Consider the following 20,346-nt stretch of genomic DNA (forward strand, 5'->3'; position numbering starts at 1 on the left):
GTGGCACAAACATTATATGACAAAATCTGGCAATCTCATGTGGTTGCCAAGGTGAATGAACAAACAGATTTACTTTATATTGACCGTCACCTAGTGCATGAAGTGACCTCTCCACAGGCCTTTGCAGGACTCAGGGAAAAAAACCGTAAAGTGCGCTGTCCTGAAAAAACCTTTGCGACTATGGATCATAACGTGTCGACAAAAAGTCGCTCTATTGATGCCGCCAGTGAAGTCAGCAAAAATCAGCTACAAGCGTTGGCGCATAACTGTGAAGAATTTGGCATTGTGTTGTATGACTTAAATTCGATTAATCAGGGCATTGTGCATGTGATGGGGCCTGAGCAAGGTATTACCTTGCCAGGTACCACGATTGTGTGTGGTGACAGCCACACTTCAACGCATGGCGCATTTGGTGCGTTGGCTCATGGCATCGGTACCTCTGAAGTAGAGCACGTCTTAGCAACTCAAACTTTGCAGCAGAAAAAAGCCAACTCACTGAAAATACAAGTTAATGGCACATTACGTCCGACAGTAACCGCGAAAGATTTAATCTTGGCGGTGATTGGTAAACTAGGCACCGCTGGTGGCACGGGGTATGTGGCAGAGTTTTGTGGCCCGGCGATCCGCGCGTTGTCGATGGAAGCCCGTATGACGCTGTGTAATATGAGCATTGAAATGGGCGCTAAAGCTGGGCTGATTGCACCAGACGAAAAAACCTATGAGTATTTACGTGATAAGCCTTTTGCACCAAAAGGTGAAGCCTTTGAGCAAGCGGTGGCATATTGGCAAACGTTACACAGTGACGATGACGCGCAATTTGACCGTGTGGTGGAACTTGAAGCTAGCGAAATCCAGCCGCAAGTAACTTGGGGAACCAGCCCTGAGCAAGTGATCGGCATTGACGAAGTGGTACCAAATCCTGATGACGAGCCCAACCTAGTAAAAGCCGATGCGATGCGTAGTGCTTTGCAATACATGGGGTTAACAGCCGGACAAAAGCTCAGTGATGCTAAAGTAGACACGGTATTTATTGGTTCTTGCACCAATAGCCGCATTGAAGATTTACGTGCAGCCGCAGCAATCGTCAAAGGTAAACGCGTTGCAGAAGGCGTAGAAGCATTGATTGTACCGGGCTCCGGACTTGTTAAACAACAGGCTGAACAGGAAGGGTTGGCTGATATCTTTAAGGCTGCTGGCTTTGAATGGCGTGAGCCAGGTTGTTCAATGTGTTTGGCAATGAATGACGATCGCTTAGCTGCGGGTAAACGCTGTGCGTCAACCTCAAATCGAAATTTTGAGGGTCGTCAAGGTCGTGGTGGGCGCACGCATTTAGTGAGTCCAGCGATGGCAGCAGCTGCTGCCATCGCTGGTCGTTTTAGTGACATTCGAGGAGAAGCGTAATGGCTAGTTATCATCAAGGACTTGTTGCACCTCTAGACAAAAACAACGTCGATACTGATCAGATCATTCCAAAGCAGTTCCTCACATCTACCAGTCGAGATGGTTTTGATAAGGCGCTATTTTACGATTGGCGCTATTTAGAAGATGGCCAACCAGATCCAAGTTTTGTGCTGAATTATCCGAAATACCAAGGTGCTTCCATTCTGTTAACTCGGGATAACTTTGGTTGTGGTTCATCACGAGAGCACGCACCTTGGGCGCTGAAACAGTATGGATTTACGGTGATCTTGGCTGAAAGCTTTGCCGATATCTTTTTCAATAACTGTGGCAATAACCAAATGTTGTGCATTGCCTTACCTGCGGAAACACTGGATGTGTTATTTGCGCGGTGTGAGCAAGACGAGTCCATGCAGTTAGAAGTAGATTTGCAAGCTCAGCAGCTGCGTTGTGCAGGGCTCACCGCTATCGACTTCGAGATCCGAGAAGATATTAAAGCGCGGTTACTCAGTGGCTTAGACTTTATTGGTGAAACCGAGCTGCTTGCTGACAACATCACCGCCTTTGAACAACAGCTAGCTGTAGAGCGCCCATGGCAATAACACGCAACCATTACAGTTAAACGTAATTTTTTGCCTTAAAGCCAGATGCTCAGTAAGCTCTGGCTTTATTTTTTGTGAGAATAATAATGAATAAACTAATTGTTGCGGCCTTGGCTGTTAGCGCAATACCAGCTTTCGCGCGTCCTGCGCCACTGGTGTCTATCCCAACACATGATGCGTTCTTTAGCAGTTTACAACAGCTCTGTGGTAAAGCCTTTGAAGGTAAGGTCACGGTAGATAACCAAGGGCCAAGTAAATTTAACGAGTCGCGTTTGGTCATGCACGTACGCAAATGCACCCAGAGCGAGTTACAAGTCCCGTTTCATGTTGGCGAAGATGCCTCGCGTACATGGATAATCACAAAAACCGGTAGCGGCTTGAGCCTAAAACACGATCATCGTCACCAAGATGGCACCGATGATGTTTCTACCATGTATGGTGGGCATACGATTGATGCGGGTTATAACACTGTACAATCATTTCCTGCCGATGAATATTCTAAGCAGCTGTTTGTACAGCAGGGCATTCCACAGTCAGTGGGCAATACATGGCAAATGTACATATACCCTGAGCAATTTACCTATCGTTTAGTGCGAGAAGGGAGAGAATTCAGAGTGGATTTTGATTTAACTAAACCAATCGAAGCACCAGCCGCACCTTGGGGCTACTCTGACTAATACCAATCCGCTTAAATATCTGGTCAATTTGAGAGATAAAATCTGCTGCTAACTGCGTTAAAAATTTCTCATTTAGAACAACTAAATAGCAAAATTTTTGCCTGGTTATCAACTAGCTTTTCTCGACTCAAAATTGATCAACTAATTAAGAGGATTGGTATAAGGTTTTGTTTCGGTCACGCAGCGAACTTCCGCGATTAAATCATTTTGATAAGGTCGCGGCGTTAATGGTAGTTTATCAAATTCTTGAATGCCGGAAGAAATGGTCATTTGCGGTATGAGACCTTGGCAAAGCCGTTTGCTATGACGCAACAAAAATACACTCTGACGCGTAAAGTGCTGGTAACTGTCTGATTTTACTTTTAACAAGTAGTGATGACCTGTGTAGGTGACTTGCTCGTAATGTACTTGATGGTCAAAGTCATAAAGCTTTTCGCTGATGCCGTTAGCTGTCGTTGTTTGGCAAGCGCTGCACAGTAACGCCGCGACTATGGTTGAACCTAATTTATACGTGGAAGGTCTGATAAATTGCACGGTCGTAAATGTCCTTGCTGTTATGCTTAATATAAATTGTATCACACAGGAGAAATGTCGTTGTTAAGTCATATCAAAGCCCTATTCAATCGTTGGCAAGATGAACAACAACAAGACCAACAACTCGACTTTAACACCGCATTGGCGGCATTACTGGTTGAAGTGATGCGTGCTGATGGCAAGTTTGAACAAAGCGAACTCGAGCGTATTGCGGAAATCTTAGCGTCTCGCTGTGCGTTGAGCGACGCACAAATAGAGCCTCTAATAGCTAAAGCGCAATCATTAGTGGAAGAAGCCATAGACATGTATGCGTTCGCGAAACAAATTAATAACCACACATCAGATATTGAGCGCATCGAGGTGATTGAACTGCTTTGGCATGTGGCATTAGCTGACGGTCACTTAGATAGTCATGAAGAACACATTATTAGAAAAATCGCAGGGCTGTTCTATGTTGCGCACAGTGACTTTATTGCCGCAAAACTCGCCGCGCAAGGCGAGTAAATTGTTTGTGACTTGCTTTTAGTGAGCCAACACGGTTTGGCAGGTGGCAACGACTTCTTGCAAGATAAAGTTGACTAACGTTGGTGAAATTGCGCAGATTTTAGCAATATCTTTTTGTTTAAAGTCACCTCGCTTATACAAGCTCAAAATTTGTTGATGACGTTTTGACAGCCCGTCTACCGCTTGTGTCATCCGCGTATCCAAGTTTTGTGCGATTAGCTTGTCCTCAACATCTAAGTGCTTTGCAGCACAATGGTTTGGCTGGGCATACTCCAGACCTACCCAACTTTCTTTAGACTTTTTCCGTAACATGTCGATCGCAATATTGCGTGCCACTTGGTAGCAATAGGCTGTTCTATTGCTGATAGCAAAGCTCTGTTCAATCGGTAGCCTTGATAAGCGAATATAGGTTTCTTGCAGTGCGTCTTCGGCAAAATACTGACAGTTTAAAATCGACGTGAGATAGACAATAAGCTTATCTCGGTTTGATTCAATCACTTCAGCCCAGTTTGCGTTTTGACCTGTTTCAATGTTGCATGCAGTCGTCATTCCCTCACCAATAAATATTAATGCAAATAATTATCAGTTAGATTCTATGATCTAAAGTCAATCACTGTCAATGCGTGAAAGATAATTTTTGTTTACTTAAAAGTAACTTTTGTTCCTTTTTTATAAGAGTAAAAAATATTTTTACTTTTTCTGTAAATTATTCTCATTATCAATCGTCATATCTGCGTTAGTGCGCTGCTAACAGAGTTATTTTTTTAACTGTTTAATTTTCATAAAAATTAGATCTTTTTTTGATGGTTGGTCATTAGGTACAAGTTAAAGGTCGCATAACTGTGGTTGGGAACGAGAAGCTAGGATTTTATTTATGTTAAAAAGTTGTTTCGTCTGGCCTGATGAGGAACGAGAATACTACCTCAGGCAAAATTACTGGACAGGACAAGAGCTCAGTCAGATTTTAGAGCGACAAATACAATTGCATCCAGCAAAAATAGCGGTAATCGATAACGGGTTAGCAAAGTCCTACGCCTGTTTGGATAAAGAATCAACAAGGTTGGCAGGCTACTTGAACGCTTTGGGATTAAAAGCGGGAGATACCGCCATTGTTCAATTGCCCAATTGCTACGAATTTTATGTGGTATTTTTTGCCTTGCAAAAGCTCGCTGTACTGCCGGTGAATGCACTGATGAACCATAATCAGGCTGAGCTAAGTCATTATGCACAAGCGCTTAATCCGACATTGGTCATTGCGGATGTTGCACATAGACTGTTCAAAAATGACGAATTTACTCAACAGTTAGCGCAGTTCGCACCAAATCTTCAGCATGTTTTGCTGCGAGGTAAAAGTGACTGGGCAAAAGAGCTGGCGAGTAAACTACATGCTTCGGCAAGCTTCGAGCACTTTGAAGCCCCACCATTTCGCAAACATCAAGCTGATAATGTTGCATTTTTTCAGCTTTCAGGCGGGAGTACCGGTACTCCGAAACTGATCCCTCGTACGCATAACGATTACTACTACAGCGTGCGGCAGAGTGCTGCGGTTTGTCAGTGGAATGAGGATACCCGTTATCTGTGTGCCCTACCTGCTGCACATAACTTTCCGTTGAGCTCCCCCGGCGCATTAGGGGTTTTTTATGCTGGTGGTACGTTAATTTGTGCACCAGATCCATCGCCTGCAAGCTGCTTTCCTTTAATTCAACAACACCGTGTCAATTGGACTGCTTTGGTACCGCCTGCTGTGTCTTTATGGCTCGATTCAAAAGAGCGCGAAAAACACGATTTGAGCTCTTTGCAAGTTATCCAAGTAGGTGGTGCCAAACTCAGCGCTACATTGGCGGCTAGGCTCGAACATGAGCTTGAAGTCACGTTACAGCAAGTGTTTGGTATGGCTGAAGGGTTAGTTAATTATACGCGTCTCGATGACGATCAATGGACTCGACACAATACGCAAGGCCGCCCCATGAGCGAAGCCGATCAGGTGCGCATTGTTGATGAGCATAACCGGCCCGTCTCAGTTGGAGAAGCCGGCCTACTTACCACAAAAGGACCTTACACCTTTCGCGGGTATTTAAATGCACAAGCACATAACCTCGCTGCGTTTACTGAAGATGGGTTTTATTGCAGCGGTGACATCGTTAGACAAACTGCAGCGGGAGACTTAATTGTAGAAGGACGTGACAAAGATCAAATCAACAAAGGTGGTGAAAAAGTCGCCGCAGAAGAAATCGAAAACTATTTGCTAGCACACCCTGGAGTGCATGACTGTGCGGTTGTGGCAATGCCCGATCCAATACTTACTGAACGAGTTTGCGCGTTTGTGGTTGCAAAGCAAAACGACCTAGAGCCGATCACTCGAGGTAGTTTAAATCGCTTTATTCGGGCCAAAGGTCTTGCTGACTATAAATACCCAGATCGTTACGAGTTTATCGATGAGCTTCCCAAAACCAAGGTAGGCAAAGTCGATAAACGTGCGCTTCGTCAACTTATTGCAGAGCGTCTTTCAGCTCCCCAAACGGCTTAACAAGATTAGGAAACACTCATGGCTATTCCACGTATTTCAGCTTACCCATTACCATCCGAGCGTCCAGAAAACCGCACAGATTGGCAACTTGATCCAAATCGAGCGGTATTGTTAGTACATGATATGCAGTCTTATTTTGTCAATTTCTACGACGTAGAAACGGCACCGATGCAACCGTTAGTGCAGCATATTCAGCAGTTGATAGGCATAGCAAAAGCGGCTGGCATTCCGGTAGTTTACACCGCTCAGCCAGCAAACCAAAGTCGTCAAGACCGAGCCTTGCTCACAGACTTTTGGGGCAAAGGACTCGGCGAACAAGATACCGCCATTTTGCCTGCATTAGCGCCTCAGCCAGAAGACAAGGTGTATACCAAATGGCGTTATAGTGCATTTAAGCGCAGTACGTTGTTAGAAGATATGCGAGAGCAAGGCCGTGACCAACTTATTATTTGTGGTATTTACGCCCATATTGGTGTGCTTTCTACGGCGTTAGATGCGTTTATGTATGACATTAAGGCGTTTGTTGTCGCAGATGCGGTGGCTGACTTCAGTGAACAAGAGCACCTTGATGCATTGCAGTATGTGGCAACCCGTTGTGGACAAGTCCAGCTTTTAGATGAAGTGGTTGCCGTATGTCGACCAGCCACACAACCGACTTCTCTCTCCGTTGAGGATATTCAACAAGCGATTGCAATGGTACTGAGTATGGATGTTGAAGACGTCGACCCTGATGAAAATCTACTGTATTTGGGACTCGATTCTATTCGCGTTATGACACTGGTGGACCAATGGCGAGCGCAAGGGATAGACATCACTCTGCAAGCGTTAGCAGAAGCGACCACTGTCAATGAGTGGCATCAAATCATGAATCAGGCGCTGTTACAGGAGGTAAATGCCGCATGAGCAGTTGGCCTCTCACTGCTGCACAGCTAGGGATTTGGCTTGGTCAAGTTAAGGAGCCAAATAGTACCCGTTACAATACCGCTGAATATATCGAGTTGCATGCGTCGGTTGATGCAGAGTCGTGGTTGTTAGCAGCCTCAGGGGTACTGCGTAATACCACGGCGCTGAATGTGCGTTTCTTTGAGCGCCAAGGTAGTCCAGAACAGCAACCGCTTAACGAATCAAAGCGACAGGCAAAGCTGGGCGAGTACCTAGATTTTTCTGAGGCCGCTGAACCGGTGCAAGCGGCACAACAGTATCTGCAAAAATGGCAATCCGCACCATACGATTTAGCGACTGGTGAGCTATATCGTCACTTGTTAATCAAATTAACGGATACGCATTATTTTTGGGCATTGGGTGCGCATCATATTGCGCTGGATGGATATAGTTTTGCATTACTGACAAATCAGGTGCTAGCAGCTTATGCTGGCCAAGCATTTGAGCCAGATGATGCCCGCTATCGGGCTGTTTTAGAAGAAGACGAGGTCTATCAAAATAGCAGTGGGTTGGCAAAAGATAGAAGCTACTGGTTGTCACAGCTCAAAGGTATGGGCAACGCGACTAGCTTGGCAAATGCTTCACTGACAACTGCTGAGCAAAAAGAAAAAGTAGCCATAACACTTAGTGCTGAGACGGTTAACGCGTTAGATCAGCGAGCTAAAACCATCACCAGTAATTGGTCAGAGTTACTGTTTGCAGCAGTCGGGTATTTGTTGTTTCAGCGTACCGGAGTGGCTAAAACCGTAATTGCTATGCCAGTTGCAAACCGGATGGCATCAAAAGCCGCAAATACACCCTGTATGCATATGAACATAGTGCCAATCGTGGTGAACTTTACTCTATGCGAAGATTTTACTCAGCTTCTAGCGCAGGTGAGTAACACACTTCGCCAGTCGCGACGTCATTTTCGCTATCGCTATGAAGCACTAAAGTCAGAAGCAGTAGCACAAGGTCTGCCCGAGCAGTTGTTCGCGACAGCGGTCAATATTTTACCTTTTCATCGGCAAGCAAACTTTCAACATACTCCCGTGCAAAGTCATACGCTTTCTGCTGGTCCCGTTGAGGATTTGGCGTTTATTTTTATTCGCCAAGCCGATGACAGTGTGCGCTTTGAGATAGAAGCGAATCAAAGCGGCTATAATCAGTCTGAGCTGTTGTCGTTACAACAAAGTTTGCTAAGCATTATCAAGCAGCTGGAACACCATCTGGCGATTCCTCTGACATTGGAAACATCTAGTCTCGCCATTCACTACAGTGAACCATTGCCACAAAGCGTGAATGTGACTGAGCATTTATTGTCTTTGGCAGTAACTCAACCTGAAGCCACCGCGTTAATGACGACGGACGGTGTGGTAGTGAGTTATCAGCAGCTGTTACAGCATGTCAGCGCGCTGGCACAACACATTTTGCAACATCAGGTAGCTGCCAGCACCGTGTTATTGATATTACCTCGTAGCGTTAATACCATCGTGGCGATGTGGGCAACTTTGCTCGCCGGCCATCGATTCGTATTTATTGATGCTGCAGCACCAGAGGCCCGAAACAACTTAATCATCACAGATGCCGAGCCATTTTTGACCTTAGTCGATCAGCAGACTGCTGATCTTGATGTAGTGGCTAATAGCCGCTGTTCAGTGTTAAACATCGACTTACTTCAGCAAGTGCCTGCGACAGAGCAAAGGGTTTTACCAACTTTATCCGATGCCCAGCAGGCCTATTTAATTTACACCTCGGGTTCAACAGGACAGCCAAAAGGTGTACAAATTAGTCATTCTGCCTTATCTGGCTTTGTTGCTGGAGCAACTGCTGCCTACGGTGTGACAGCCCAAGATCGGGTGCTGCAATTTGCACCTTTCCACTTTGACACTTGTATTGAAGAAGTCTTTGTTACCTTGACCGTGGGTGCCACGTTGGTGCTTCGCAATGATGATATGTTGTCCTCGTTCGAAGCATTTCTTGCTGAAGTCGAGCGTTTACAAATTACCATTTTAGATTTACCTACCGCCTATTGGCATGAACTTTGTCGTTATTTATGTGAGTCATCACTCAATTTACCAGACATGGTACATACCATTATTATCGGTGGCGAAGCGGTTAATCGTCAGCGGGTTGAGGCGTGGCGTGAGCGGTTTGCTCAAACGGTACGGGTGCTTAACACCTATGGCCCAACCGAAGCAACGGTAGTCGCAACGTATACAGATCTTGCGAGTACGCTTGCTAGCGCATCAATTGGTCAACCGTTGCCGGGACGAGGCGCGGTGGTGATGCGCGATACTCACTCAATCGCAAATTATGGTGAACGCGGTGAGCTTTGGCTGCTAGGAGCGGGCTTAGCTTCGGGTTATTTGGGACTAGAATCTCAAACTCAGGCCGCATTCGTGGAACTTTGGCGGCCAGACAGTAAAACTTTCCATAAAGCCTATCGTACCGGAGATATGGTGCGGATGCATAGTGATGGACAGCTGGAATACCTTGGGCGCGCAGATGCGCAATTAAAGCTCAGTGGTTTTCGCATTGAGCTTGGTGAAATAGAGGCCGTCTTACTTAGTTTACCGAGCGTGCAACAAGCTGCTGTTACTATCATCACCGACACACAAGGCAAAGCCAAAGCGTTATCTGCGCATCTTGTCAGTGACAGCCAGTGGAGCTTGGCACAGCTGCGTGAACTAGTTGGTAAGCATTTACCATCGGTAATGTGTCCATCACAAGTGCATTACTACGCTAAGCTACCAACAACGCCAGCCAATAAAATAGATCGTAAGCGCTTAAGCGCACAGTCGTCAGCAGAAAAATCAGCTGTCGTATTGAATGAATTTGAACAACTCGTCGCACAAGTGTGGCAAGACGTATTAGGCGTTGTGAATATTCATCCAGAAGACAACTTTTTTACGATTGGCGGACAGTCATTACAGTGCATTCAGGTTGCTTCAAGATTAAGCCAGCGTCTCGATCGCGTAATTAGCGTAGCGTTTTTGTTCGCTCATCCGCAGCTTCGTGACTTGAGCGCGGCATTGCAAGGCAATGTGCAACAACAAGATGTTGCGACTTTAATCCAAACGGATATTGATAGTTTCAGAACAACCTTCAACAGTTGCGAAGCTATTCAACGATCGCAATTGGTACGCTCACCGGTGATATTGTTGACGGGTGCGACGGGCTTTGTCGGCGCGCAATTGTTGCAGCAGCTGCTGCGCATACCCGAAGTTACTGTGGTTTGTCACGTCAGAGCCGATAATGCGGAGCATGGCCTTGTGCGCTTGCAGTCGGCTTTCAAACAACAGCAACTACCAGAGTTCGATAGTCGCCGTGTTACCGTTATCACCAATGGTATTGCAGCCCCCAATCTGGGTCTTTCTGAGCAAGCGTACTTGCAGCTTGGACAACAAATTACCCATGTTATCCATAATGCTGCACATACTTCAGTGTTGCGTGATTATCAAAGTTTACGCGCGGCGAATACCTTGGCGACAGCGCAGCTATTGATATTTGCCAAGCAGTTTTCGCTTCCCTTTAATCACATCTCGACCATTGCGGTGGCCGAAGCGTCTGAGCAACCGCTCCCAGAAGCCTTTGTACCGTTCCATTCAGGGCTAAAGGATGGCTATCAGCAATCAAAATGGGCGTCAGAGGCCATGGTCGAGATTGCCCAAAATGGCGGACTTAGCTGTCAGATTTACCGCTTAGCGAGGGTCGTTGGTGCAAAGCGCAGCGGCTATATCAACCACAACGATTTGGTATGGCGGATATTACGCACGGGGCTTAAATTCAATGCGTTACCCAAATTGTCGGTGCTAGAACCTTGGACGCCGGTTGATGTCATTGCCAAGTTTGTGGCACAGCAATCTCTTAGCGCTGCATCGGTAAAGGTATTTAATCTCACGCCCGATGAACTCGTCTGTTTATCTCAGCTTTATCAATGGTTGGCGGATTATGGCTTGGTATTTTCTAGTTTATCGCTTGAGCAATGGTTAGAGGTGGTTACTCAGTCGTCGGATGAAGATGACTTAGCCATTGCAAGCTTTTTTACCGGACAATCTGCGCAATCGACTAAAACCACCAAATTGCTGGCTGATAATCGTGCTTTTCAGCAAGCCGCAAAGTATCACCAGAGTCAACTTGATGGTTTTACTCGCGCCGATCTGGCCAATTATCTTCGCTTTGCTTTTGTTACTGGGCTACTGGATGGCAAACAACACGCCTATGCCCAGCAACGACTTTTTGAGCAACAAACATCTATTCAGGAACATGAGGAATTATTATGACGACAAAACAACCCATTAAACCCTCAGGTCCTCGTCGCGTCCACTGTGTCGGCAAGCGCTATATCACGCCTAACTTATTGCGGATCACTGTGTCTGGTGAGCAGCTTCAAGGCTTTCCGACAGGGCACGGTGGAGCGCATATCAAACTATTTTTCGCGAATCGTGAGTCGGGCACTTTGGAGCTGCCGATCCGAGATGCGGAAGGAAAAATTCATTGGCCGGAAAATCGTCCAGTGACTCGCGCCTATACGGTGCGTGCCTATCGTCCAGAGGTAAATGAATTAGATATCGATTTTGTGGTGCATGGCGATAAAAGTCCGGCATCAGGCTGGGCGGTGCATGCGGTGATTGGTTCTGAATTAGGCGTCGCAGGTCCTGGGGGACCAGATCCGTTACTGGCCGCAGCCGATTGGCATGTGTTGGCAGGGGATTTAACCGCAGTGCCTGCGATCAGTGCTTTGTTGGAAGGGCTTGTCGAATCGGCGCAAGCAGAAGTGTTTATTGAAGTCGATAGCTTAGCTGAGCAGCATACATTGCAACACCCGAAAGGGGTGAATGTGCATTGGCTGCAACGTATTCGTGGTGATCATGAGCAATTGGCTAGAGCCATAAAGAATACCACCGTCCCGACCAACGCGACTTCAATTAGTGCATTTATCGCGGGTGAAAATAGTGCGGTATTGGCGTGTCGCAAGCAACTGATCCGTGACTTTAAGCTGACCAAAAAGCAACTCTATGCCATCCCGTATTGGCGACGAGGTCAAGATGAAGAAACCTACCACGAGCAGCGCCATGTGATCATGGATGAGGTGTATTGATGGTTTCTGCAGCGGAATTTCAACACCGTATCGCGGTGGTAACTGGCGCCCATCAAGGCATTGGTAAAGCGGTTGCTGAACAGTTGGCAGCACTTGGTGCACGCGTTGTCGCGGTGGATATTGCTTTTGAAAATACTCAATTTGAACAAATAGCAGAAAGCTACTTTACCATCCAGCTGGATGTTACCGATAACGTTGCGGTGCAACAATTCGTGGCGCAAGTCGAGCAGCAACTGGGTGAAATTGATTACTTAGCGAGCGTCGCTGGCGTGTTGCACATGGCGTCGATGCGCGAACAGTGCGAACAAACGTGGTTACACACTTTTGCAGTGAACTGCCATGGACCCTTTTTCTTGTGCCAAGCCATAGCCAACAAAATGCAGCATCGTCGACGCGGCGCAATGGTAGCGGTCGGCAGCAATGCTGCATCAACACCAAGACTTAACATGGGCGCCTACAGCGCGTCGAAAGCAGCACTGACTGCGATGGTGAAAAATCTGGCATTGGAGCTGGCACCACACAACATTCGTTGCAATGTGGTGTCGCCGGGCTCAACCGATACAGATATGCAGCGCCAGCTTTGGCAAGACGAGCATGGAGCAAAGCAAACGATTAACGGCGACCTTGCCAGCTTTAAATTGGGCATTCCACTGGGGCGAATTGCCGCTGTCGATGATATTGCCAACAGTATTGTTTTTTTACTTAGTGACTCTGCAAAGCACATCACCATGAGCAACCTGTTGGTGGACGGCGGCGCGACACTAGGACACTAAATTTTCGAGGAAATTATGAATAATCAACCACTTTCTTTTACTAAGTCACAACAGCTACAAGCGCAAGGCGAGCAGGTTATTGCTGGTTTTACACAATCCATGATGAAAAAGCCTGAGCAGTTTTCTCCCGGTGCTTTTCCTGTATATATCGAAAAAGGTGAAGGCGCTTTGGTTACGGATGTCGATGGTAACCAATACATCGACTTTATTTGTGGCTTAGCGGCAAATACGTTGGGCCATAATCATCCTGTGGTGGTCAACGCGATTACCGACCATTTAAGTCATGGTCTTATTCACTCATTACCAACACCTATCGAAGTGCAGACCGCCAAGACCTTGATTGACGTTATTCCTAATGCCGAACAAGTGCGCTTTTTTAAAACCGGTGCGGATGCCAATTCAGCGGCAGTAAGGTTGGCGCGCCATGTTACCAAACGCGATGAGATCATGACCATTGGCTACAATGGATGGCATGATCACTACATGTTTGACACACCGGGTGTGCCCGCGGTGATTGCCGAGCTCACGCATAGAATGCCGTTGTTTACACCAAACGATGAAGCGCCAATCTTAGAGAAGATCACAGAGCGTAAGACACAATTAGCGGCAGTATTGTTATCCGTGCCTTACAATCGAGTGTTAGAAGCGTCATTTTTGCAACAGCTGCGCGAGCTATGCACAGAGCATGGCGTGATCTTGATTTTTGATGAAGTAGTGACGGGATTTAGACTGGCACCGGGTGGTGCTCAGCAATATTTTGCAGTAAATGCTGACTTGGTGACGTTATCAAAAGGTATTGCAGCGGGTATGCCGTTGTCGGCTGTAGCAGGTAAGCGCGAATTAATGCAGCGTATGAACGAGCTACAGGTATCCACTACATTTGGCGGTGAAATGTTATCGCTAGCGGTGTGTGATGCGGTGTTGAAAGAATATCAACGTACCGATTTTACCACGCACATTGCCAAACTCGGAGCAATATTAAAATCGGAAGTGAACCAAATCTCTGAACAGTTAGGCACGCCGCTGAAGGTGGTTGGCTATGACCCAATTCCGATGTTTTTGTTTGCCAAAGATCCGCAAGCGCATGTGCAATTGGCGATCCCTTTTCTTGCTGAAATGGCCAAACGTGGCGTATTAATGCGCCGTGAAGTGAACTTTATTTGTGGTGTGCATACTGAGGAACATATCAACACTACCATTGCGGCGGTGAAAGCGTCACTAATAGCGATGCAACAAGCGGGCTTGTTTGCTAATAAGGACGAGAGCTAATGGCTTGTTCGTGCTTATCATCTAAGCGCTTTGCGGCATTGGCAGGGGCATTGGCAGGGGCATTGGCTGGGGCTTCAAATGCTACTGAGCATGAGTTTGGCAGTGCCAGTGTCAGTGAGCTAAATGGCCTGAAAGCGGTTGTTCGAAAGCCGATAGAGGACCAACTTCGCACTTTGATCCACAATGTGTTTATCTATACAGCGGATGAAAGTAACACGGTATTTCCAAAAGGCTGGGTGCTGGTTCAAGGTAAACAAATTGTCGCGTTGGGTGAGCAAAGTGCGTTGCCACTGGATTATGATAAGGCAATCGATGGTCAAGGAAAGCTACTACTGCCGGGACTGATTAATCCACACTGGCATGAAAGCTTTGTGGCACCAAACCATGAGTCGGCAGATGACAGTCATATAGAACCAACGGCCTATGCAGGAGGGGGAAATATCCAAGCGTTGGGTTCAATGTTTGGCTTTATCTCCACAGTTGGAGATAAGCTAACTCTTGAAGAAGGACTGGCTATTGCCCGTTGGAGTATGTGGACACAACTACGGTCCGGCACCACCGCACTCGGTGACGTAGGCTCTGCCAATAAAGCCGATGCAATGGCACTGGCGGCTATCGACTTGGGCATGCGGCTGCGGGTAAGCCGTTGGGGCTCAGATGTCATGCTTGAGGCGGATAAAGCAACAGCGACGATTATCGCCGATACGGAGGCACAAACGGCGGATTGGCTAGCGCTTATTGAAACGTGGGACAATCACAGCTCAGGACTTGTTGGTGCAATGCCTTCGGTGATGGGGGCGTTTGGCAGCTCGGATAAACAGCTGGAAGCACTGGCGAGTATTACGCAGCAATATCAAGTGCCTTACGCTACGCATCTCGCACCACTCAAACACGAACGCCAAGAAGTGGAACGTGTATTTGGTTGCTCTCCCATCGCACGCTTCGATGCGATGGGATTATTGACCGATCGACTGCTTGCCGTACACACCGCCTACGCCAACGAAGCGGAATATCAACGTTTAATCGAAACCGATGTCAATATTTGTCATTCACCAGCCCACTACGGCATGTTGGGCGAAGCCACCATCAGCGAAACTGGGCAAATAGGACGGTTTCTCAAAGAGGGGGTGTGGGTATCGAGCAGCACCGATGGTGACATTTCTTTTATTGGTGGTATGTGTGAAGCCATGCGCGGCGCACACCTTGGACATAACGAAGCACAAAACTGTAACACCGCTTGTCCGCCAACATTAGCACTGAAAACAGCGTCACTGTATGGCGCTAAAGCCCTTGGTTGGCATCAACAAATTGGTTCTATTGAAGTTGGCAAGCAGGCGGACTTGGTGTTGGTGAATAATGATGATTACCGCTACAAGCTCTCACAGCACCCACTCCGAACCTTCATCGTCACTGGCTCGAGTCATGATGTAGATACCGTCATGGTAGCCGGAGACATTGTGGTAAGTGCTGGAAAAAGCACGCGATTTGATGAAACAGAGTTGTACGAAGATTATCAAAAAGCGGTAGCGAGTGCGCGTCAACGCATTGGGAGACCGGGATGACTCGACAGCGATTAGCAACCTGGTTTTTACTGTTGGCCAGCACTATGACGGTGTTGGCTAGTGCGACCTTGGCCCCAGCGTTACCTGCGATGACAAAGGCCTTTGCACAGATCGACAATGCTGAGTTTTGGAGCAAAATGACGTTATCCTTGCCGGGCTTGGTGATAGCGTTATGCGCCCCGCTTGCTGGTGGACTGGTTGATAAATTCAATTGTCAAAAGTTACTGCTCACTGCGCTTGCTCTGTTCACACTTAGCGGTGGACTTGGCTATCTATGGCAAGAGTCGTTATGGTTGATCTTGTTTAGTCGAGCCTTAATGGGTGTCGCTGTCGCTTTTATTATGGTCAGCGGGACGACATTAGCCGGGCGCTATTTTGCAGGTCCTGAATTTGCAAAGTTCATGGGCCTACAGGCCGCATTTGGTGGCTTTGGCGGTGTGCTGTTTTTATCCTTAGCCGGATTTTTAGCGGAAGGGCATTGGACGTGGGTCTTTGCGATTTTTTCATTAGCGTTGTTGGTGATCCCCGGGGTGTTTTTATGGGTCCGAGATCCCGTGCAACAAAACCCTTCAATGCAGCAGCAAACAATACCCGTGACCTTGTTCAGTCGTGCATTACTGTTGTGTTGCGTCTTGGCGTTAGTAGAAATTGTGGTGTTGTATGGATTGACCATTCATTTACCATTTTACCTCAGCAGTTACGGCGCTTCTGCGTCGAGTATTGGTTTGATAATCGCTGCATTTTTGTTGTCTATGTCTTGTGTTTCTCTCCTTTATGGTCGCGTTAGACGGTTGCTGAACGTCCAACAAACTCACTTGCTTGGTTGGGTTATCGTTGCCATCGGATTTACCGCTCTGGGGTTGATACCTACGCTGCTTGGTGTGGTGATGACAGTTGTTGTGATTGGCGCAGGGCTAGGCTTAGTCAGACCAAACTTGGTGGTATGGCTATTTGAATTTGTACCACCACCGCTGAGAGGTAAAGCCATGGGCATGATGACGACATGTTACTTCTTAGGGCAGTTTTTAAGTCCAATTCTATTTGAACCAGCGGTGGCTTGGTTTGGTATGAAGTCATTCTTTTTGGTGCTCGCTGGCGCTATTTTTCTTTGTATTTTAACCGCAAGTTTTAGCATGCTGATATTGTCTAGCAAACAACCAAAACGCGAACAGTGTTGATCCCGACGTTTAATTGGGATCGCTTCGATGCATTTTGACAAATTGCATTGGGGTGATCCCAAAGTGCTTTTTAAACGCGGCAATAAAATTAGAGGTATGATCATAATGCGCCAAGTAGGCCGCTTCACCAATCGATAACCCCTCAACTAACAAGGCATGACGCGCTTTGTTAAGATTTGCCAGTTTGATGTATTGTTTCGGTGTCGTGTCAAAATGACGTTTAAAAAATCGCGACAAGCTACTTAAACTCATCGCCAGCTCCTTTGCTACTTGCTCAATACTATGACCCGAGTTCATCAGATCGACAATCCTATTCTTTTTGGCTTCTATATCCGAATCGGGCGGAAGGCGATATGCCGCTTGATGGTGATGTGAGTCGGCGATTAACTCCGTTAATAACGAGCTAAGCCACTGAATGGCGAGTCCCTCACAGCGTAGCCGCTCAGTTAGATTTGGCGAGATTGGTACTTGCTGTAATTGCGTTGCTAAGGAAAGCAAAGAGGAAGAGACTGGCAGTGTCAGTACCTTGCTCAGTTGAAATAGCTGTTCACAATGGCCATCCAATCGTTCTTGAAGCCAAGATTTACTCACGCTTAGAGTGAGTTTATGGACATGTTGTTCTGTTTGAAAGTAACGGGTAAAAGGCTCTTGCTGTGCGACAATATTGGCAAATGCCACAGGACCGAAGCGAGCGTCGAAGTGGTAGTATTTACTGTTTACCCTAAACTCAACTTGTCCTGCCAGTAACAAAGTAATGTTTACACTGGGAGAAACCTCTGCACAGTTACTCGCTTGTTGTTGCTCTATGTAATCACAAATATGTAATTGCAAGTCGTCGCTTAATGAGATAAATGACAACCGCCCGCTGGCAATTGGCTTGTTGTGACTGGTTGCAATAAAACGACTATCCAGTCCGCTACAAAGCAGCAGGTTATCGCGAAGCTGAGTACTTAAAATATTCCCATCCATGAAGGCGCCATTTATTTTCAAAAATCATAACAGTTAGACGATTTTGCATAATTAAAACTTAGAGTGCAATAAAACTAAAGATGTATAATATTGCGAGTGATTCGTATTAACATCTAAATTAAAGGGATAAATATGTTGGTTTCTCGCACCGAGCAGACTGGGTTTCGCCGCTCTGCTGTCGCATTTGCACTCGCAGGTATTATGTCTGCCCCAGCACTGGCAGATACAGACAAAATTGAAGTGATAGAAGTTTGGTCAACGGCGGTAAAAACCTCAGCGCTGTATTTGAAAGAGCAGGAAATAGCAGACAAACAGGCAGACCATGTTTCCGATCTACTACGCTCAATTCCAGGTGTGGATGTTGGCGGTGCGCACTCATTAAACCAACGTATTACCATTCGCAGCATGGATGACAAAGATTTAAAAATCTCCATCGATGGTGCGGCGCAAAATACTTATATGTACCACCACATGGGTAACTTGCAGATCCATGCGGACATTCTTAAATCAGTAGATATTGAAACCGGCACCAACTCGGTGATTAACGGTGGTTTAGGCGGTGCGGTACGTTTTGAAACCAAAGAAGCGCGTGAACTATTGCAAGGTGATGACCGTTATGCAGTGCGTGTTTCCGCGGGCGCGGCAACTAATGCCGGTCGAAACTATTCCTTGACCGGATTTGGTTTACTGACAGATGACATCGATTTCCTTGCCTATTACAACCACGTTGAGCGTGACAACTACGAAGTTGGCGGCGGTAAAATCCTAGACCAAAATGACAAAGTCATTGAAGGTACAAATGGCGAAGTAAAAGGCTTAGAAGGCGATGTGTCTGATGCTTTAATTAAGTTTGGCTGGAATATTGACCAAAACCAACGCTTAGCGCTGAGCTATGAAGCCTACGAAGACGAAGGAAACTACGCCTATCGTCCGGACATGGGATTGGCTACGGATATGGTGTTTACCAATGGATTAGGTACACCGTTACTCTGGGATACGCAATTTACTCGCGATACCGTGACGTTGAGTTACGACCTTGAGTTAGGCATGACTTCCGTAAAAGCAAGTCTGTTCTCAAACACCAGTGAGTTATACCGTGATGAAAAAGGCTGGCTGCAAGCGCCTGCGAGATATCATGGTAGCGCAGGTTTAGTAACGGGCGAAGCGAAGAACTCGGGCTTTAACGTACTGGCTGAAACCAACATGGATGCGCTGTTTGCCGATGAATCACATACGTTCACTTATGGTGTGGACTATATCAAACATGATACAGATTATGTGCTAAAAACCGTTGATGCCAATGCGGTGTTAGATGGCGGCGCGCTTCAATCGGAAGAAACTGCAAAGAACCTAGCATTTTTTGTACAAGACCGCATTGAGTTTGCCAACGGCTTCGTGGTGATCCCAGGTGTTCGTCATGACAGTTACGATATTGACTCTAAAGTGGTCGATAATGATTTTTCTGAGTTCTCACTATCTTTGGCGCTTGAATACCAAGTGACCGACAATTTCTTGGTTAAGTTAAGCAGCACAGAGCTGTTCAAAGGCCCTGAGATTGGGGAAGTGTTTGTGGGTGCCGGGTTAAAGGACGTAGAAAACCCAAATATCAAAGCGGAAACCGGTGTTAATACCGAGCTGTCTTTAGCATTTCAGCGCGAGTTTGGTAATGAGACGGATATCCGCCTTGGCGCGACACTATTTGACACTAACATCGAAAATTACATCTATGATGGTGCAACACGTCCCAATGCGACCAAATGGTGGGATACATGGAAAACCAATGTTGGTGATATGCAGCTAACGGGTTATGAAGTATATGCTGGTTACAATGTAGGGGCATTCTCAGCTCAGTTCACTTATGCCAAAGCAGAGAGTGACTTAGAGGCGAATAAGCAATATATCGACCTAGACAAGTATCAGTTAGAGCGTACCCAAGGCGATTCGATCACCGCTGAACTTGGCTATTACTTTGAACAATATAACGTAAATGTGAGCTGGGAAATGCAAGTCGTCGATGATGTGCCTGCAGGTAAGTTCTTAGGTGGCGCCACAAAAGATAACTCGAAAGACGGTTACACGGTGCATGACGTGTCAGCGAGTTGGCAACCAAACAGCATTGAAAACTTAAGCTTGCGTTTAAGTGTAGAGAACCTGTTTGATGAGTTCTATGCGTCTCAGTCTTCAAAAACAGGTGTGACGGATCACCCGCTAGCAGGTGAAGCAGGTTTATTCCTAATGGACTACGAACCGGGCCGTAATATTAAAGCCAGTGTTTCTTATCAGTTTTAACCACTAACAGTGTATAAAAAGCCCTGTTTTTCAGGGCTT

General features: G+C 46.6%; 16 protein-coding genes. 13 read left to right on the forward strand and 3 right to left on the reverse strand.

What is annotated here, in order from left to right:
- From leuC to ACSLBF_RS00595, 3 genes are all read left to right on the forward strand, one after another.
- Positions 1–1,401 (forward strand): 3-isopropylmalate dehydratase large subunit, encoded by a 1,401-nt coding sequence (gene leuC, locus ACSLBF_RS00585; protein ID WP_440054712.1) that lies wholly within the window; start codon positions 1–3, stop codon positions 1,399–1,401.
- Complete coding sequence (gene leuD / locus ACSLBF_RS00590) at positions 1,401–2,000, forward strand: 3-isopropylmalate dehydratase small subunit (RefSeq protein WP_440054713.1); 600 nt, start codon at positions 1,401–1,403, stop codon at positions 1,998–2,000. Before leuC ends, leuD begins: the two co-directional genes overlap by 1 nt.
- Before the next feature lie 86 nt (positions 2,001–2,086).
- A complete protein-coding gene (locus tag ACSLBF_RS00595) occupies positions 2,087–2,677 on the forward strand; it encodes a hypothetical protein (protein WP_440054714.1) in 591 nt (196 codons plus the stop codon).
- Positions 2,678–2,818: 141 nt separating this feature from the next.
- On the opposite strand, the gene ACSLBF_RS00600 is transcribed toward ACSLBF_RS00595, so the two are convergent.
- Positions 2,819–3,211 (reverse strand): hypothetical protein, encoded by a 393-nt coding sequence (locus tag ACSLBF_RS00600; protein ID WP_440054715.1) that lies wholly within the window; start codon positions 3,209–3,211, stop codon positions 2,819–2,821.
- Between the two features lie 60 nt (positions 3,212–3,271).
- Between ACSLBF_RS00600 and ACSLBF_RS00605 the strand changes: the two genes are divergently transcribed.
- The gene (locus ACSLBF_RS00605; protein WP_440056166.1) at positions 3,272–3,715 is read left to right on the forward strand and encodes a TerB family tellurite resistance protein; all 444 of its coding nucleotides are present in this window, start codon (positions 3,272–3,274) and stop codon (positions 3,713–3,715) included.
- A gap of 18 nt (positions 3,716–3,733) precedes the next feature.
- Here the strand turns inward: ACSLBF_RS00605 and ACSLBF_RS00610 are convergent, their stop codons facing one another.
- Entirely contained in the window at positions 3,734–4,264 is a 531-nt protein-coding gene (locus ACSLBF_RS00610) for an RNA polymerase sigma factor (protein ID WP_440054716.1), read from the reverse strand.
- A 325-nt stretch (positions 4,265–4,589) separates the two neighbouring features.
- On the opposite strand from ACSLBF_RS00610, the gene ACSLBF_RS00615 reads away from it, so the two are divergent.
- From ACSLBF_RS00615 to ACSLBF_RS00650, 8 genes are read left to right on the forward strand one after another with little or no spacing between them, the layout of a single operon-like run.
- Positions 4,590–6,242 (forward strand): (2,3-dihydroxybenzoyl)adenylate synthase, encoded by a 1,653-nt coding sequence (locus ACSLBF_RS00615; RefSeq protein WP_440054717.1) that lies wholly within the window; start codon positions 4,590–4,592, stop codon positions 6,240–6,242.
- Positions 6,243–6,260: 18 nt separating this feature from the next.
- Positions 6,261–7,145, forward strand: a complete 885-nt coding sequence (locus ACSLBF_RS00620) for an isochorismatase family protein (protein ID WP_440054718.1) — start codon at positions 6,261–6,263, stop codon at positions 7,143–7,145.
- Complete coding sequence (locus ACSLBF_RS00625) at positions 7,142–11,449, forward strand: non-ribosomal peptide synthetase family protein (RefSeq protein ID WP_440054719.1); 4,308 nt, start codon at positions 7,142–7,144, stop codon at positions 11,447–11,449. Before ACSLBF_RS00620 ends, ACSLBF_RS00625 begins: the two co-directional genes overlap by 4 nt.
- On the forward strand, positions 11,446–12,267 hold the full coding sequence (locus tag ACSLBF_RS00630; RefSeq protein WP_440054720.1) for a siderophore-interacting protein: 822 nt from the start codon (positions 11,446–11,448) through the stop codon (positions 12,265–12,267). Before ACSLBF_RS00625 ends, ACSLBF_RS00630 begins: the two co-directional genes overlap by 4 nt.
- A complete protein-coding gene (dhbA, locus tag ACSLBF_RS00635) occupies positions 12,267–13,040 on the forward strand; it encodes a 2,3-dihydro-2,3-dihydroxybenzoate dehydrogenase (RefSeq protein ID WP_440054721.1) in 774 nt (257 codons plus the stop codon). The genes ACSLBF_RS00630 and dhbA overlap by 1 nt, the downstream gene beginning before the upstream one ends.
- 15 nt (positions 13,041–13,055) lie before the next feature.
- Positions 13,056–14,309: an aspartate aminotransferase family protein gene (locus tag ACSLBF_RS00640; RefSeq protein WP_440054722.1), complete on the forward strand. Its 1,254-nt coding sequence runs from the start codon at positions 13,056–13,058 to the stop codon at positions 14,307–14,309.
- On the forward strand, positions 14,309–15,871 hold the full coding sequence (locus ACSLBF_RS00645) for an amidohydrolase family protein (protein WP_440054723.1): 1,563 nt from the start codon (positions 14,309–14,311) through the stop codon (positions 15,869–15,871). Before ACSLBF_RS00640 ends, ACSLBF_RS00645 begins: the two co-directional genes overlap by 1 nt.
- Positions 15,868–17,049, forward strand: a complete 1,182-nt coding sequence (locus ACSLBF_RS00650; RefSeq protein WP_440054724.1) for an MFS transporter — start codon at positions 15,868–15,870, stop codon at positions 17,047–17,049. The genes ACSLBF_RS00645 and ACSLBF_RS00650 overlap by 4 nt, the downstream gene beginning before the upstream one ends.
- Before the next feature lie 9 nt (positions 17,050–17,058).
- Here ACSLBF_RS00650 and ACSLBF_RS00655 read toward each other — a convergent pair whose 3' ends face one another.
- Positions 17,059–18,018 (reverse strand): helix-turn-helix transcriptional regulator, encoded by a 960-nt coding sequence (locus ACSLBF_RS00655; RefSeq protein WP_440054725.1) that lies wholly within the window; start codon positions 18,016–18,018, stop codon positions 17,059–17,061.
- A 132-nt stretch (positions 18,019–18,150) separates the two neighbouring features.
- Between ACSLBF_RS00655 and ACSLBF_RS00660 the strand changes: the two genes are divergently transcribed.
- Positions 18,151–20,307: a TonB-dependent receptor domain-containing protein gene (locus ACSLBF_RS00660; RefSeq protein ID WP_440054726.1), complete on the forward strand. Its 2,157-nt coding sequence runs from the start codon at positions 18,151–18,153 to the stop codon at positions 20,305–20,307.
- Positions 20,308–20,346: the final 39 nt, after the last annotated feature.

Source organism: Pseudoalteromonas sp. T1lg65, assembly GCF_051930985.1.
Taxonomy (GTDB): domain Bacteria; phylum Pseudomonadota; class Gammaproteobacteria; order Enterobacterales; family Alteromonadaceae; genus Pseudoalteromonas.